Source organism: Brucella sp. NBRC 14130 (assembly GCF_040371715.1).
Lineage (GTDB): Bacteria > Pseudomonadota > Alphaproteobacteria > Rhizobiales > Rhizobiaceae > Brucella > Brucella intermedia.
Genome location: NZ_BAABTE010000006.1, coordinates 168,288 through 182,746, shown reverse-complemented (window position 1 = coordinate 182,746; position 14,459 = coordinate 168,288). Strand labels below are relative to the sequence as shown.

Here is a 14,459-nt window from a genome sequence, read left to right as displayed (position 1 = left end):
ATTTATATTACGAGGTCTACTATGCCGTCTCAGCATACCGTTCGCTCCTACGACGAGGAATTGAAGTTTCTCACCCACAAGATCGCCGAAATGGGCGGACATGCGGAACGTATGGTCGAGCAGTCGGTCGCCGCTATCGTCAATGCGGACAACGCGCTCGCACAGCGCGTCATCTCCGACGATCTCATCCTTGACGCCAGCGAGCGCGAGATCGACGACAAGGCCGTGATGATCATCGCCAAGCGCCAGCCCATGGCCGTAGACCTGCGCGAGATCATCGGTTCGATCCGCATCTCGGCCGACCTGGAGCGCGTCGGCGATCTGGGCAAGAACATTGCCAAGCGTGTTGCCGCCGTTTCGGAATCGCGTCAGCCGGTAAAGCTCTATCGTGGTCTGGAAACGCTGGCCGAACTGGCGCTGACCCAGCTCAAGGACGTGCTCGACGCTTATGCGTCGCGTTCGGTGCAGCAGATCAATGTCGTCCGTGACCGCGATGACGAGATCGACGCCATGTACACGTCACTGTTCCGCGAATTGCTGACCTACATGATGGAAGATCCGCGCAATATTTCCGCCTGCACGCATCTTCTGTTCTGCGCCAAGAATATCGAGCGTATCGGCGATCACGCGACCAACATCGCGGAGACCGTTTATTACATCGTGACCGGCCTGCAAATGCCGGCTGAGCGGCCCAAGGAAGACCTGAGCCACGGTATTGTCGTGGATGAGGCGCGTAAACCCTGAACTGCATCCGACCGGACCTGGAGTGATCCCGAGTCCGACGGCTGAGAATGAGTGAATAGCGCGGCGGCACGCGGTCGATTGGGGGGATTGTATCCACCGCCCGCCGCATTTGGATAGGGAAATACTGGATGTCACAGGCACCCAAAATCGCTGTGGTAGAAGACGAAGAGGCGCTGAGCGTGCTACTTCGCTATAATCTTGAGGCAGAGGGCTACCAGGTCGATACCATGCTGCGCGGCGACGAGGCCGAAATCGCATTGCGCGAGAATGTGCCGGATTTGCTTATTCTGGACTGGATGCTGCCAGGGGTTTCGGGCATCGAATTGTGCCGCCGCCTGCGCCAATGGCCGGAAACCGAGCGCCTGCCGATCATCATGCTGACGGCGCGTGGCGAGGAAAGCGAACGCGTCCGCGGGTTGAGCGTCGGCGCCGACGATTATGTGGTAAAGCCGTTTTCGACGCCGGAACTTCTGGCGCGCGTCAAGGCGATGCTGCGCCGGTCCAATCCGAGCATTCTTTCGCATGTGCTGAAAGTGGGCGACCTTGTTCTGGACCGTCAGCAGCATCGGGTTTACCGCAAGGAAAAGGAAGTCCGTCTCGGACCGACTGAATTCCGACTGCTCGAATATTTCATGATGTCGCCCGGCCGTGTCTTCTCGCGCAGCCAGCTTCTGGATGGCGTCTGGGGTCCGGACATCTATGTGGACGATCGCACGGTGGACGTCCACGTCGGACGGCTGCGCAAGGCGATCAATGTCGGTCGCGCGCTCGATCCGATCCGCACCGTTCGCGGTGCCGGTTATTCTTTCGGTTGATCGACACCGTCATTCAAACTCTCAGATATAGCTCCTGATCGGCCCGCCATTTTCATCGTGGCGGGCCGTTTGCGGATGGTCAGCCTGCGGCAACGTTGATCCGATTCGCATAGGCCCGACCAAAACTGCGCGCCAATCACGCATTTTCACGCGATGTTACAAATCTGTTTTCAAAGTTGACAGCGACCAATGGAACCCATGGGAAACAGAATTTTTGCAGATCATTCGAAGCAGCGCGGATGTGGTGGGGAAAACCATCCAAGCAAAAGCGAATTAAGGCAGCGATATGGCGTGTATTGCGGGAATTTGTATCGCATTAAATCAATGCCTTATCTGAATTCGTAATTCTTGTTAATAAATTATTAATATATTTAAAGGGCTTGTAGGCATATTCGCACTCTCGATTCGGATTTCGTTTCAGGCGGGTTGACCGCCGCCTGCATCGTTGGGATTTGACCCTTCGCCTTTTTTTGGCCTAAAAATTCCAAAACCTTGAATTCGATTGAGCGACAGTAGGACGTATGATTTTGATCTTCGTCCTCTTTGACTTGCACCGCGGTCAGACGTTCGCGCGCATCATTCCGGATGTGTCTGCCTGAACGAATGACTGGATCAGTTAAGGGTCCTAACATGAGATTGAGCCATTGACGCGCGCCGCGAAGTGGAAATTGCCCGTTCTTGTCGGGCTGGTGGTTGCGCCTTTCGTGGTCACCGGATGCACGACGACCGGAACCACGGGAAAAGCCAATTCGGAAAAGACGGCGGCCAACCACGTCAAATCCGTCAATGGCGTGAAGACCTACACCTACACAGCGCGTGACAAGGAATGCCTTGAGCGCGCGATGTTCTTCGAATCGAACCGTTCGAGCCCCGACGGGCTTCTCGCTGTCGGCACGGTCGTCATGAACCGTCTCGCATCGGGCCGTTATCCCGATACGATTTGCGGCGTCGTTGGCCAGAAGAACCAGTTTGCGCCGGGCGTCCTCACCCGCAGGATGGATTCCAAGGCGTTGCCTGATGTTCAGGCAACTGCCGATGCAGTGTTGAAGGGGCAGCGCCATCCGAAACTCAAGAACGCCCTGTTCTTCCATACGGCGGGCCTGAGGTTCCCTTACAACAACATGCACTATGTGCTCGTCGCCGGTGGCAATTCCTTCTACGAAAAGCGCAACCGCGACGGCTCGCTGCAGAACCCGGTCCCGCAGGAGCCATACAATCTTGCCCTCGCATATTCGCCGCAATCGCCTTCCGTTCCGCAGGATCCATCTTATGATGTGACCCTGCCGCAGACCGGTCCGGTTCCGGGAACGGAACCGACTGTTCAGGTGGCACTCGCGGAGGCTTCCAAGGCTCAAAGCGCAGACCAGAACAGCGGCGTCGGTCCTCAGGCGCGCAGTGACCGTCTGGCGCGTCATCGCGATGTTGCGGTGCCTCAACAGGAACAGCATATGCAGATGGCGTCCTACCAGCCGCAATTCGATACGACGGCCCCGCAGCCGACCTCGCTTGGCTATGCTCCGGCGAGCCAGAAGCAGGCTGACGCCATCGGCGCGCTTCTTCTCTCCCAGGATCGTCCCGAAGCTCCGCTCTAGGAAGCGCATTTATAATCGGATGCTCTGCAACGCCGGTCTGCTCCAACCAGACCGGCGTTTTGATTTCAATGGCAGATTGCAGTTGTTTTCAGCGAAGGCGTCAGGGCCGATAGACCGGACGATAGATCATCATCGGAGCATCATAGAAATCGACCTGATTCTGCCAGGCGCGCCTGTCGGCCCTGCGATCGAGGTCGAGCCGCATGAGGCAATTGGCGAAAGCGTCGGTCCTGGGTTTGAAACCATAGCTTTGGCAGGTCTGCTCGTCAGCTGCACGGCGCTGTTCGGGCGTCATCGTTACGCAGCCGGTCAGAAGGCCGGTAATGCCCAGTAAGATAAGCACTTTCTTATTCATTGCTGTCTGCTTTCTTCTGCAACTGACCGCGTGAATACTATAGCGTAAAGGCAGGAAAAAAGGTGGTGAAATTATGCCGTCTGATAAACTGTCGGTGATTCCCTATCGAAAGAGGTCTTCCACCCATGGCTCCTGAACAGCTGAACCCAGTCATCGATCCGGTGAAACTTGAACGTCTCGCGGAAGTCGCCGTTCGTGTCGGTCTGCAATTGCGCGAGGGGCAGGATCTCGTCATCACCGCCCCGGTCGTGGCGCTGCCGCTGGTGCGCCTCATCGCCAAGCATGCCTACAAGGCCGGAGCCGGGCTGGTAACGCCGTTCTTCGCGGATGATGAAATGGCGCTTGCCCGGTACGAGAATGCATCGGATGCGAGTTTCGACCGTGCGGCAAGCTGGCTTTATGAAGGCATGGCAAAGGCCTATTCGGACGGCGCTGCCCGTCTGGCCATCGCAGCCGACAATCCGATGCTGCTTTCAAGCCAGGATCCGGCCAAGGTTTCACGCGCCAACCGCGCCAATTCAAAGGCCTATCAGCCGGCGCTGGAAAAGATCGCCGGTTTCGACATCAACTGGAACATCATCTCCTATCCCAATCCGGCATGGGCGCAGCTCATGTTTCCAAACGAACCGGAAGATGTTGCGACCCGCAAGCTGGCCGATGCGATCTTCGCGGCGTCGCGCGTCGATGTCGACGATCCGGTCGGCGCCTGGGCGGCGCATAATGCAGCACTTCGCACCCGCACCCGCTTCCTGAACGGCAAGGCTTATAGCGCCCTGCATTTCAAGGGGCCGAACACTGATCTGACTGTTGGGCTTGCCGACGGCCATGAATGGCACGGCGGCGCGTCCACTGCCAAAAACGGCATCACCTGCAATCCGAACATCCCGACGGAGGAAGTGTTTACGACCCCCCACGCTCTTCGTGTCGAAGGCTATGTGACCAGCACCAAGCCTTTGTCGCATCAGGGCACCTTGATCGAGAATATCGTGGTTCGCTTTGAGGGCGGGCGGATTATCGAGGCCAAGGCGAGCCGTGGTGAAGAGGTGCTCAACAAGGTGCTGGATACGGATGAAGGCGCCCGTCATCTGGGCGAAGTGGCGCTGGTGCCGCATTCCTCACCGATCTCGCAGAGTGGGCTTTTGTTCTACAACACCCTGTTCGATGAAAACGCAGCAAGTCATATCGCGCTCGGCCAGTGCTATTCCAAATGCTTTATCGACGGAGCGAAGATGACGCCGGAACAGATCAAGGCGCAGGGCGGCAACGCGAGCCTTATCCATATCGACTGGATGATCGGCTCCGGCCAGATCGACGTCGACGGCATCAACGCGGACGGAACCCGCGAGCCGGTGATGCGCGGCGGCGAATGGGCTAACTGAGTATAGCCAGACAACAAAGGCCGGGATTTCCCGGCCTTTATAGAAACGACGGTTGCCAGGCCGTCAGGCTCTCATATTAGTTCGTTTCCTGAACATGGGCCTCGAGGAACCACAGCGCCTTGTCGAGGCTGCGGGACGCGGCGGTAAAGATGTCCGCCGTATCGTCGTCCCCCGCTTCATCTGCATCCTTGATCGACTTGCGCAGCAGGTTGGCGACATCGCCATAGCGCTCGATCAATGCCAGCAGATGGTCGTGAACGGCATAGATGTCGGTCGGATAAGGCTTGAGCTTGCTTTCCTTGGCAACCACCTGCGTCGTGCCGTAGGCCGTGCCGCCGATCTGTACGGCGCGCTCGGCAATCGTGTCGACATGGTTGTCGAGATCGGCACGGAAGCCATCGAGCATTTCATGAACGGCGATGAATTGCGGCCCCTTGAGATTCCAGTGAGCCTGCTTGGTGATGAGGGCAAGATCGATTGTCGCGGCGAGGTTTTGGTTAAGCAGCGCGATCATTGTCGTCTTCGTATTGGAAGGAAGATCGTTGCGGGTTGCATGCATCGACTTCTGGGGCATTTTATCCTCACATCCTTTTGCTCGATCCGGCTAGGAGAGACTGGGAGAATGTCGCTCATGGTCGTGGGCAGCTGTTCCAACACAAACGAACCCGCCAGATCCTTACAAGGCTCGATTGCCGGAGGGCCTTCGTTACCTTCAAGGCAACGCAAAACATTCCCGCACCCGGTGGGAAAATGCATGCCGACAGATTTTGTTCCGTGGGTCGGTTAAAAAACGGGACCGATTGGGCTTGCACCAAGTTGCGGCTTGTCGCAGCGCGAAATCTGATTTACCCGGTTGCGCATGAAAATACTCGCGCTTGATACTGCCGCTTCGTGGTGTTCCGTTGCCGTCTACGATTCCGATGGCGATCTCGTGCTTGCCGATGTGAGCGAAAACATCGGCAAAGGACACGCGGAAGTATTGATGACCTATGTAGAACGCGCTTTGACGGAGGCGAAACTATCGCTCCGCGACATGGATCGCATGGCGGTCAATATCGGGCCGGGATCGTTTACCGGTGTGCGTATCGGCGTTTCGGCGGTGCGCGGCTTTGCATTGGCCCTCGGCGTTCCGGCGCTCGGCATCACAGCCTTCGAAGCGCTGGCCGCTGAAAGCCGGCTCACGAAGCCTGAAAAGCCGGTGCTCGTCCTCCTCGACGCGCATCGCGGCGAAATTTATGCGCAATCATTCGATGCGAAGGGTTTGCCAGGCGCGAAGCCTCTGGTCCTGTCACGGGAGGAGGCAGAGGCCCTTGCCGCTTCCCAGGCCGAAAATACGGTTCTAGCGGGTTCTGCTTCCGTTTCAATCAATGAGGCGGTTGGCGGACGTTTCGCGCTCGGCCCGTCAGAGCCGACCGCGACAATCGGCGTTTATGCGCGTCTCGCAGGCTCGCGCCAGCCGGGGGATGCGCCGAAGCCGCTTTACATGCGCGGGCCTGATGCAAAGCCACAGGTCGGGTTTGCGCTGCCGCGGAAGAGCGCTGGGGAATAGCCGATGATGGGCTTGCCGTTCGGCCGTTTCGGTCGCAGGGAGGTTTCGATAGAACCGCTGAACGCACAGGACAGCCATGCGATCCAGCGCATTCATGCCGCCGCCTTCCATCATGGCTGGAGCTCCGATGATTTCAGGTCGCTGATTGGCGAAAACACTGTGTTCGGCTTTGTGGCGCGTGCGGAAGGCAAGCCGAACGATGCGTGCGGCTTCGTGCTGGCCCGTCTGGTCGCAGGAGAAGCGGAAATCCTCACCATCGCCGTCGCGCGCGTCGTGCAGCGGCAGGGCGTGGGGCGCGCGCTCATGGATGCCGTGCTGCGCCATCTCTACCAGGAACGGGCCGAAACGCTTTTTCTCGAGGTGGACGAGGCCAACGTCGCCGCGCAGGCGCTTTACCGCCGCCTCGGCTTCCGGAAGGTCGGCGACCGTCCTGCCTATTACGAAACGGCGAATGGGCGTTCGGCGGCCCTCATCTTGCGGCGTGACCTGAAGAGGGCGCCATGATCGGCGCGATACGGATATTCCTGGTCGTTTCGGCCATGGTTGCGCTGAGCCTGTCGCTGATTCCGGTGCAATATCTGTTTTTGAAACTGAAGAACGGCTGGAAACGCAGCCTGCCGAACTTCTTCCACCGCGTCGTGGCGAGGCTTTTCGGCTTCCGCATCAGGACCGTCGGCCAGATGCACGAAGGCCGCCCGCTTCTCCTTGTCGCCAATCATACATCATGGAGCGACATTGTCGTGCTGTCGGCCGTAGGGCAGGTGTCCTTCATCGCTAAATCGGAAGTGCGCGACTGGCCCGTCTTCGGCATGTTCGCCGTCTTGCAGCGTACCGTTTTCGTGGAGCGCGAGCGGCGAGGCAAGACCGGAGAGCAGACCTCGGAGATTGCGCGGCGTCTGGCGACCGACGACGCAATGGTGTTGTTCGCCGAAGGCACGACATCGGACGGCAATCGCGTTCTGCCTTTCAAGACGGCGCTTTTCGGTGCCGCGCACGCCGCAATCAGGGAAGCGAATGTGCCTGAAGTCATGGTTCAGCCGGTCGCCATCGCCTATACGGGGGTTCACGGCATGGCGATGGGCCGCTATTTCCGCCCCATTGCGTCGTGGCCGGGCGATGTCGAACTGATGCCGCATCTCAAAGGCATCTTGCGAGAGGGCGCGATAGACGTCGAGGTGCGTTTCGGGGAACCCATTGTGGTAACGGCCGAGACAGATCGCAAGGCGCTCGCTCGCACAATGGAAAACCGGGTGCGCGCGCTTTTGCAAAGCGCATTGCTGGGGCGTGATATCCCCGAAGAGTGACAGCCGTCAGATTGTCACCTTCCAAAATGACGACAAAAGCTGTAGATAGCCGCGCATGAGCGACAATATCACCGAACTCGACCCCGCGGCAGAGCGCCCGAATGCGCGCAAGGTTTTCGTAAAGACCTATGGCTGCCAGATGAACGTCTACGATAGCCAGCGCATGGCCGACAGCCTTGCAGCGGAAGGCTATGTCGCGACTGATACGCCGGATGATGCCGATCTGGTTCTGCTCAATACCTGCCATATTCGTGAAAAAGCGTCGGAAAAGCTCTATTCCGCGCTTGGCCGTCTGCGCAAGATGAAGGATGCGCGCGAAGCGAATGGCAAGGAACTGACCATCGGCGTTGCGGGCTGCGTGGCGCAGGCGGAAGGACAGGAAATCCTGCGCCGTGCGCCGAATGTCGATCTGGTCATCGGGCCGCAGACCTATCATCGCTTGCCTAATGCGCTTGCGCGGGTTCGCAGCGGCGAAAAGGTGGTGGAGACCGAATACGCTATCGAGGATAAATTTGAACATCTGCCATCGCCGAGGCGCGAGGAAACCCGCAAGCGCGGTGTTTCAGCGTTCCTGACCGTGCAGGAGGGCTGCGACAAGTTCTGTACCTTCTGCGTGGTTCCCTATACGCGCGGCTCGGAAGTTTCGCGCAGTGTGAAGCAGATTGTGGCGGAGGCCGAGCGCCTTGCCGACAGCGGCGTGCGTGAATTGACCCTGCTCGGCCAGAACGTGAATGCCTGGCACGGCGCTGGTGACGATGGTCGCGAATGGGGCCTGGGCGAACTTCTGTTTCGTCTGGCGCGCATTCCGGGGATTGCCCGCCTTCGTTACACCACCAGCCATCCGCGCGACATGGATGACAGCCTGATTGCCGCCCATCGTGACCTGCGCCAGCTGATGCCTTATCTGCATCTGCCGGTACAGTCCGGCTCGGACCGCATTCTCAAGGCGATGAACCGCCGTCACAAGGCGGATGAATATGTGCGCCTCATCGAGCGTATCCGCGAAGTCAGGCCGGATATGGCGTTGTCGGGTGATTTCATCGTCGGCTTCCCCGGTGAAACCGATCAGGATTTCGAAGACACGATGCGGCTCGTGCGCGAGGTCAATTACGCGCAGGCCTATTCGTTCAAATATTCGCCGCGTCCCGGCACGCCGGGTGCCGATCTTGACGATCATGTCGAGGAAGCGGTCAAGGATGAACGCCTCCAGCGGCTTCAGGCACTATTGTCCGAACAGCAATATGCGTTCCAGGATTCCATGATCGGTCGCGAGATGGATGTGCTGCTCGAAAAGCCGGGTCGCGTTGCGGGCCAGATGGTGGGCCGTTCGCCATGGCTGCTGCCTGTCATCATCGATGACAATCAGGACCGGATCGGCGACATCATTCATGTGAAAATCACGTCCACAGGCACCAACAGCCTTATTGCGCAAAAACTGGCCTGAAGGCATGATGATGCCGAGGCAGAAAATTTCGGCGTATTGAGTCGCTTGCCGGTAATCCTGTCGAGACTATGATTGCAGTGTGTGGACGGTTTGCGTTCATGCATAGTCTGGTCTGAAAAGTCCCCTACTTTTCAGGATTGTGCTTTAAGGAGATACGGTTGAGCGCTACGGAAAAGCTGAAGTCTGCCAAGCCAACCAATCAAACGCAAAAAAGCCCGACGACCGGGGCCTCGGATATGGCCCATATCGTGCTCACCTTCGACAACAACCGTCTTGCCAGCGCGCTTTACGGTCAGTTCGATGAAAACCTTGCCCGTATCGAACAGAAGCTTGGCGTGGATGTCCGCTCCAAGGGTAACCAGTTGTCGATCCGGGGTGAGCCGACCGCGACCGAGCAGGCGCGGCGCGCGCTCGATCATCTTTATGCCACGCTGCAGAAAGGTCATGAGCTTGGACCATCCGATGTGGATGGCGCACTCCGCATGGCAATCGCTGCCGATGACCAGTTGACGCTGCCGACCATGGAAAACAAGGGCAAGCTTTCCGCAGCCCAGATTTCCACGCGCAAGAAGACGATCTTTGCCCGCACGCCGACGCAGGATGCCTATATGCGGGCACTCGACCGGTCGGAGCTGGTGTTCGGCGTCGGACCGGCCGGTACCGGCAAGACCTATCTTGCCGTTGCTCATGCCGCCATGCTTCTCGAACGCGGTCTGGTGGAACGCATCATCCTGTCCCGCCCCGCTGTCGAGGCGGGGGAACGTCTGGGCTTCCTGCCGGGCGACATGAAGGAAAAGGTCGATCCCTATCTGCGCCCGCTTTACGATGCGCTCTACGACATGATGCCGGCGGAAAAGGTGGAACGTGCCATTACCGCGGGTGTGATCGAAATTGCACCTCTTGCCTTCATGCGTGGGCGTACGCTGGCGCATTCTGCGGTCATTCTCGATGAGGCGCAGAACACGACCTCCATGCAGATGAAAATGTTCCTGACCCGCCTTGGCGAGGGTTCGCGCATGATCGTGACCGGCGATCCAAGCCAGATCGACCTTCCGCCGGGGCAGAAATCGGGCCTCGTGGAAGCACTTCGCGTGCTGGATGATGTCGAAGGCGTCATCAAGGTGCGCTTTACGGAGAAAGACGTTGTTCGCCATCCGCTGGTGGCAGCAATCGTCGGCGCTTACGACCGCGACGGGAAACAGCACGCGCGTTCGGAATGATCTTGCAATTGCCTGCTGGAATCACGATTTAACAAAGGCTGTCTGTCTCTTGGCAGGCAGCTTTCCAGAGCATGATTCCGAAAAGCCGAACCGCCTGCGCAGGGAAATCGGTCCACCGGCTGATTTCTGATCCTGCTTTGATCGGGAAAATTATGCTCAAGCAAAGGCTTCTGTGCGTCTGATTGGACGCACGGCGCTCTAATAACTGAAAGGATGATGCGGCTAACCAGCATGGAGAGCCGCCGCAGAACGTGTCAAATAACGCGATCCATATCGATATCATGATCGAAGCCGGCAACTGGCAGGACGAAAACGCCCTTGAAGGGCTCGTCAGAAAGTCCGTCGAGGCCGCCTGGTCCAACCTTGGACTGAAAAGCGCAGCAAGCGAACTCAGTGTCGTCTTCACGGATGATGCATCGATCCAGACCCTGAATGCCGAATGGCGTGGCAAGGACAAGCCGACCAATGTGCTGTCGTTTCCGGCATTTCCGGTCAAGGCCGGATCGCAGCCGGGACCGATGCTGGGCGACATCATCATCGCGCGGGAAACCCTCGAGCGAGAGGCTCTTGAAGAGGGAAAGCCGCTCGAAAACCACCTTGTACACCTTGTCGTGCATGGCTTTTTGCACCTTTTGGGTTACGATCACGAAACCGATGCGGAAGCGGAGGTGATGGAGGGCCGCGAGCGTGAAATCCTTCATGCTCTTGCCATCCCCGACCCTTATGCTGTATCCGATTGAGACCTTAACAACGATTGACCATGGCTGATCAAACATCGCACCCCCCGTCCGCTGGCGAAAATCGCAGCGAGACTCAAGACGCCGAAGGGCAAAGTACGCAGCGGTCCGTAGTGGCCGAAAAGCGTTCCCTGTTGTCGAATATTTTCCCGTTCATGCGCTCGCGCCAATCATCTTCGCTGCGTGAAGATCTGGCCGATGCCCTTTCCAGCACGGCAAGCGAACAGGATTCAGCATTCTCGCCCGAAGAAAAGGCGATGCTGCACAATATCCTGCGCCTGCGCGAAATCCGCGTTGAAGACGTGATGATTCCGCGCGCCGACGTCGAGGCCGTGGAAATTTCCACGCCGCTCTGGGAAGTGCTGGAGCTTTTCGAAAAATCCGGCCATTCGCGTATGCCGGTCTATGCCGAAACGCTGGACGACCCGCGCGGCATGATCCATATCCGCGATGTTCTCAACTACATCACCAAGCAGGCCCGTCAGAAGACCACGCGCCGCAGTACCACGCGCAGCAAGGCGACAGCCGAAGACAAGGCCGCCAAGTTCGACATGGGCCGCATCGATCTCACCAAGACGATCGGTGAACTCAATCTCATGCGCAAGGTCCTGTTCGTGCCGCCATCCATGATGGCGAGCGGATTGATGGCGCGGATGCAGGCGACCCATATCCAGATGGCTTTGGTCATCGACGAATATGGCGGCACCGATGGTCTGGTCTCGCTGGAAGACATTGTCGAAATGGTCGTCGGCGATATCGAAGACGAACATGACGACGAAGAAATCATGATCGCCGAAGAAGCCGACGGCGTGTTCGTCGTGGATGCACGCGCCGATCTGGAGGAACTGGCCGCAAAGATCGGCCCGTCTTTCGAAGTTGGCGAGCATGGCGAGGACGTCGATACGGTCGGCGGTCTGATCTTCTCGGTTCTCGGGCGCATTCCGGTTCGCGGCGAGGTCGTTCAGGCAATTCCGGGCTACGAATTCCACGTGCTGGAAGTCGATCCGCGCCGGGTAAAGAAAGTGCGTATCGTGCCGCTTTCCGCGGCTGACCGTCGCCGCCAGCAACGCGCTGTCGTATCCGCCAAGCCGGGAGAACAGCCCGCACAAGCCGAAACGGCAACCGACGCCCCCAAAGAGGCCGGATGATCGAAAGGCTGGCGGGGAAAATCATTCTGTCGAGCGGCTGGCGTCGTGCGCTGGCCGCTTTTCTGAGTGGTGCCTTCGCCACACTGACTCAGCCGCCCTTCGATATCTTTGTGGCGGGCTTCATCTCTTTTCCAATTCTCGTCTGGCTGATCGATGGCGCTATCGCCAATGCGAATGCCGGTCCGGTCAGGCGCCTGCTTCCCGCAGCAATGGTCGGTTGGTGGTTCGGCTTCGGTCATTTCGTTTCCGGGCTGTGGTGGATCGGCACGGCGCTGCTCATCGATGCGGACCAGTTTGCCTGGGCCCTGCCGCTGGCGGTTTTGGGCCTCCCTGCATTTCTGGCTCTGTTCTACGCGCTTGCGACGATGGTCGCGCGTGTCTTCTGGTCTGACGGCTTGGGGCGCATCGTTGCGCTTGCGTTCGGCTTTGCGCTGGCGGAGTGGCTGCGCCTCTTTCTGTTCACCGGTTTCCCGTGGAACGCCATCGGCTATGCCATCATGCCAACGCCGCTTCTGATGCAATCGGTCGCCGTGCTTGGCCTCACCGGGATGAGCGCCCTGGCAGTGTTTGTCTTTGGCGCACCAGCATTGCTGATCGGCGGGCGGTTTGCAAAGACGGGCATTGCATTTGCCCTGATACTCTTCGCTGCCCACATCGGCTTCGGTGCGTGGACGCTTTCACAAGCGCCCGCATTGGGCGAGGAAAAAACCTCGCTCGCGGTTCGTATCGTTCAGCCATCCATCGCCCAGACCATGAAGTGGGATAATGCCGAACGCCGGTCCATTTTCGACAAGCTGGTATCCCTGACGGCGGAAGCACCCGCCGAAGGCAAGCCGAAGCCCGATGTGATCATATGGCCCGAAACGGCAGTTCCTTATATCCTCACCTCAACGCCCGAGGCTCTTTCGCGGATCGGCGAAGTTCTGCAGGACGGTCAGGTGCTGCTTACCGGTGCCGTTCGTGAAGAAAAGGCATCCGGTGGCGGCGAGCCGCGCTATTATAATTCCATTTACACGATCGATGACCGGGGCGTCATCGTTGATGCCGCCGACAAGGTGCATCTCGTCCCCTTCGGCGAATATCTGCCTTATGAGAATTTTCTTCGCAAGCTTGGGCTTCAGGAAGTGGTGGAAATGCCCGGCGGGTTTACCGCCGGCACCACGCGCCGGGCGCTGACCGTGAAAGATGGCACAAGCTTTCTGCCGCTGATCTGCTATGAGGCGATTTTCCCGGACGAACTCGGCTATTCCGGACAGGCGGCAGGCGCCATCATAAATGTGACGAATGACGCGTGGTATGGCGATACGCCGGGACCATACCAGCATTTTCGACAGGCACAGGTGCGGGCCGTGGAGCAGGGGCTGCCCCTCATTCGCGCAGCCAATAATGGTCTTTCAGCGGTGGTGGATGCTTATGGTCGAATCACTGACGGCCTTGCGCATGATGCCGTCGGGGTCATTGACGCTTACCTACCGTCAACTCGTGCACCATTTTGGAGCACGCCGCCCGGCTCGCGACAATCTCTGGTAGCACTGTTAACCTTACTCGCGGTGAGCGTGGCTCTCCGACTGCCAATCGGCAGGCGTTTTCATTGACAGACTAATATTGTTACGATGTTATGGCTCGGCGGCGACGGTTTTTGCGGAAAATCGTCAGACTACCTCCCAAAACTTATTGTTATCGCTGTTCAGATGAACAGAGCATGAATGAAAGCTCGCAGCTGCGAGGAGTGACAGTTGTATGATTGAGAATAAAAAGAAGCCCAACCCCATTGACGTGCATGTCGGCAGCCGCATCCGTCTTCGTCGTAACATGCTGGGCCTCAGTCAGGAAAAACTAGGCGAAAATCTCGGCATTACCTTTCAGCAGATCCAGAAATACGAGAAAGGCACCAACCGCGTCGGTGCAAGCCGCCTTCAGGCGATCTCGGCAATTCTGAATGTCCCGGTCTCCTTCTTTTTTGAAGACGCACCAGGTTCCTCGAACCAGGCCGGTTTTGCAGAAGATAATGAAGCGACCTACGTTGTCGACTTCCTGAATTCCAATGAAGGCGTTCAGCTGACCCGCGCCTTCACGAAAATTTCAGATCCGAAAGTGCGCCGCAAGATCATCGATCTCGTGAAGTCGCTCGCTGCGGACGCTGACTGACTGCATATCCTGAAAAGGCGATAG

At 58.2% G+C, this 14,459-nt stretch carries 15 protein-coding genes; 13 read left to right on the top strand and 2 right to left on the bottom strand.

Features of this window, described 5'->3' with window-relative positions:
• Positions 1-21 precede the first annotated feature (21 nt).
• From phoU to ABWW28_RS14370, 3 genes are all read left to right on the top strand, one after another.
• Complete coding sequence (gene phoU / locus ABWW28_RS14380) at positions 22-744, top strand: phosphate signaling complex protein PhoU (RefSeq protein ID WP_006468129.1); 723 nt, start codon at positions 22-24, stop codon at positions 742-744.
• Between the two features lie 128 nt (positions 745-872).
• The gene (phoB, locus tag ABWW28_RS14375; protein WP_006468130.1) at positions 873-1,559 is read left to right on the top strand and encodes a phosphate regulon transcriptional regulator PhoB; all 687 of its coding nucleotides are present in this window, start codon (positions 873-875) and stop codon (positions 1,557-1,559) included.
• A gap of 644 nt (positions 1,560-2,203) precedes the next feature.
• Positions 2,204-3,151, top strand: a complete 948-nt coding sequence (locus ABWW28_RS14370; protein ID WP_021587613.1) for a cell wall hydrolase — start codon at positions 2,204-2,206, stop codon at positions 3,149-3,151.
• Positions 3,152-3,251: 100 nt separating this feature from the next.
• Here the strand turns inward: ABWW28_RS14370 and ABWW28_RS14365 are convergent, their stop codons facing one another.
• The gene (locus tag ABWW28_RS14365; RefSeq protein WP_021587614.1) at positions 3,252-3,506 is read right to left on the bottom strand and encodes a hypothetical protein; all 255 of its coding nucleotides are present in this window, start codon (positions 3,504-3,506) and stop codon (positions 3,252-3,254) included.
• A gap of 125 nt (positions 3,507-3,631) precedes the next feature.
• On the opposite strand from ABWW28_RS14365, the gene ABWW28_RS14360 reads away from it, so the two are divergent.
• The gene (locus tag ABWW28_RS14360; RefSeq protein WP_021587615.1) at positions 3,632-4,885 is read left to right on the top strand and encodes an aminopeptidase; all 1,254 of its coding nucleotides are present in this window, start codon (positions 3,632-3,634) and stop codon (positions 4,883-4,885) included.
• Positions 4,886-4,961: 76 nt separating this feature from the next.
• Here the strand turns inward: ABWW28_RS14360 and dps are convergent, their stop codons facing one another.
• Positions 4,962-5,459, bottom strand: a complete 498-nt coding sequence (gene dps, locus ABWW28_RS14355; protein WP_021587616.1) for a DNA starvation/stationary phase protection protein Dps — start codon at positions 5,457-5,459, stop codon at positions 4,962-4,964.
• A 285-nt stretch (positions 5,460-5,744) separates the two neighbouring features.
• On the opposite strand from dps, the gene tsaB reads away from it, so the two are divergent.
• From tsaB to ABWW28_RS14310, 9 genes are all read left to right on the top strand, one after another.
• Positions 5,745-6,434: a tRNA (adenosine(37)-N6)-threonylcarbamoyltransferase complex dimerization subunit type 1 TsaB gene (tsaB, locus tag ABWW28_RS14350; protein WP_021587617.1), complete on the top strand. Its 690-nt coding sequence runs from the start codon at positions 5,745-5,747 to the stop codon at positions 6,432-6,434.
• Between the two features lie 3 nt (positions 6,435-6,437).
• Positions 6,438-6,938, top strand: a complete 501-nt coding sequence (rimI, locus tag ABWW28_RS14345; protein ID WP_021587618.1) for a ribosomal protein S18-alanine N-acetyltransferase — start codon at positions 6,438-6,440, stop codon at positions 6,936-6,938.
• A complete protein-coding gene (gene olsA / locus ABWW28_RS14340) occupies positions 6,935-7,738 on the top strand; it encodes a lyso-ornithine lipid O-acyltransferase (RefSeq protein ID WP_021587619.1) in 804 nt (267 codons plus the stop codon). The genes rimI and olsA overlap by 4 nt, the downstream gene beginning before the upstream one ends.
• Before the next feature lie 55 nt (positions 7,739-7,793).
• Positions 7,794-9,182: a tRNA (N6-isopentenyl adenosine(37)-C2)-methylthiotransferase MiaB gene (gene miaB, locus ABWW28_RS14335; RefSeq protein WP_021587620.1), complete on the top strand. Its 1,389-nt coding sequence runs from the start codon at positions 7,794-7,796 to the stop codon at positions 9,180-9,182.
• Positions 9,183-9,340: 158 nt separating this feature from the next.
• Positions 9,341-10,402 carry a PhoH family protein gene (locus ABWW28_RS14330; RefSeq protein ID WP_021587621.1) on the top strand — a complete coding sequence of 354 codons (1,062 nt, stop codon included), beginning with the start codon at positions 9,341-9,343 and terminating at the stop codon, positions 10,400-10,402.
• 251 nt (positions 10,403-10,653) lie between these two features.
• Positions 10,654-11,142, top strand: a complete 489-nt coding sequence (gene ybeY / locus ABWW28_RS14325; protein WP_021587622.1) for an rRNA maturation RNase YbeY — start codon at positions 10,654-10,656, stop codon at positions 11,140-11,142.
• A 20-nt stretch (positions 11,143-11,162) separates the two neighbouring features.
• A complete protein-coding gene (locus tag ABWW28_RS14320; RefSeq protein WP_031347143.1) occupies positions 11,163-12,287 on the top strand; it encodes a hemolysin family protein in 1,125 nt (374 codons plus the stop codon).
• Positions 12,284-13,882: an apolipoprotein N-acyltransferase gene (lnt, locus tag ABWW28_RS14315; protein WP_021587624.1), complete on the top strand. Its 1,599-nt coding sequence runs from the start codon at positions 12,284-12,286 to the stop codon at positions 13,880-13,882. Before ABWW28_RS14320 ends, lnt begins: the two co-directional genes overlap by 4 nt.
• Positions 13,883-14,027: 145 nt before the next feature.
• Positions 14,028-14,435 carry a helix-turn-helix domain-containing protein gene (locus ABWW28_RS14310; RefSeq protein WP_006468145.1) on the top strand — a complete coding sequence of 136 codons (408 nt, stop codon included), beginning with the start codon at positions 14,028-14,030 and terminating at the stop codon, positions 14,433-14,435.
• Positions 14,436-14,459 lie beyond the last annotated feature (24 nt).

Bases quoted from the DNA above. Each gene is read 5' to 3' on its own strand.
- olsA (WP_021587619.1), top strand. From the start codon at position 6,935: ATGATCGGCGCGATACGGATATTCCTGGTCGTTTCGGCCATGGTTGCG.
- ABWW28_RS14360 (WP_021587615.1), top strand. From the start codon at position 3,632: ATGGCTCCTGAACAGCTGAACCCAGTCATCGATCCGGTGAAACTTGAA.
- tsaB (WP_021587617.1), top strand. From the start codon at position 5,745: ATGAAAATACTCGCGCTTGATACTGCCGCTTCGTGGTGTTCCGTTGCC.
- rimI (WP_021587618.1), top strand. From the start codon at position 6,438: ATGATGGGCTTGCCGTTCGGCCGTTTCGGTCGCAGGGAGGTTTCGATA.
- phoB (WP_006468130.1), top strand. From the start codon at position 873: ATGTCACAGGCACCCAAAATCGCTGTGGTAGAAGACGAAGAGGCGCTG.
- dps (WP_021587616.1), bottom strand. From the start codon at position 5,459: ATGCCCCAGAAGTCGATGCATGCAACCCGCAACGATCTTCCTTCCAAT.
- ABWW28_RS14320 (WP_031347143.1), top strand. From the start codon at position 11,163: ATGGCTGATCAAACATCGCACCCCCCGTCCGCTGGCGAAAATCGCAGC.
- miaB (WP_021587620.1), top strand. From the start codon at position 7,794: ATGAGCGACAATATCACCGAACTCGACCCCGCGGCAGAGCGCCCGAAT.
- ABWW28_RS14310 (WP_006468145.1), top strand. From the start codon at position 14,028: ATGATTGAGAATAAAAAGAAGCCCAACCCCATTGACGTGCATGTCGGC.
- phoU (WP_006468129.1), top strand. From the start codon at position 22: ATGCCGTCTCAGCATACCGTTCGCTCCTACGACGAGGAATTGAAGTTT.
- ABWW28_RS14365 (WP_021587614.1), bottom strand. From the start codon at position 3,506: ATGAATAAGAAAGTGCTTATCTTACTGGGCATTACCGGCCTTCTGACC.
- lnt (WP_021587624.1), top strand. From the start codon at position 12,284: ATGATCGAAAGGCTGGCGGGGAAAATCATTCTGTCGAGCGGCTGGCGT.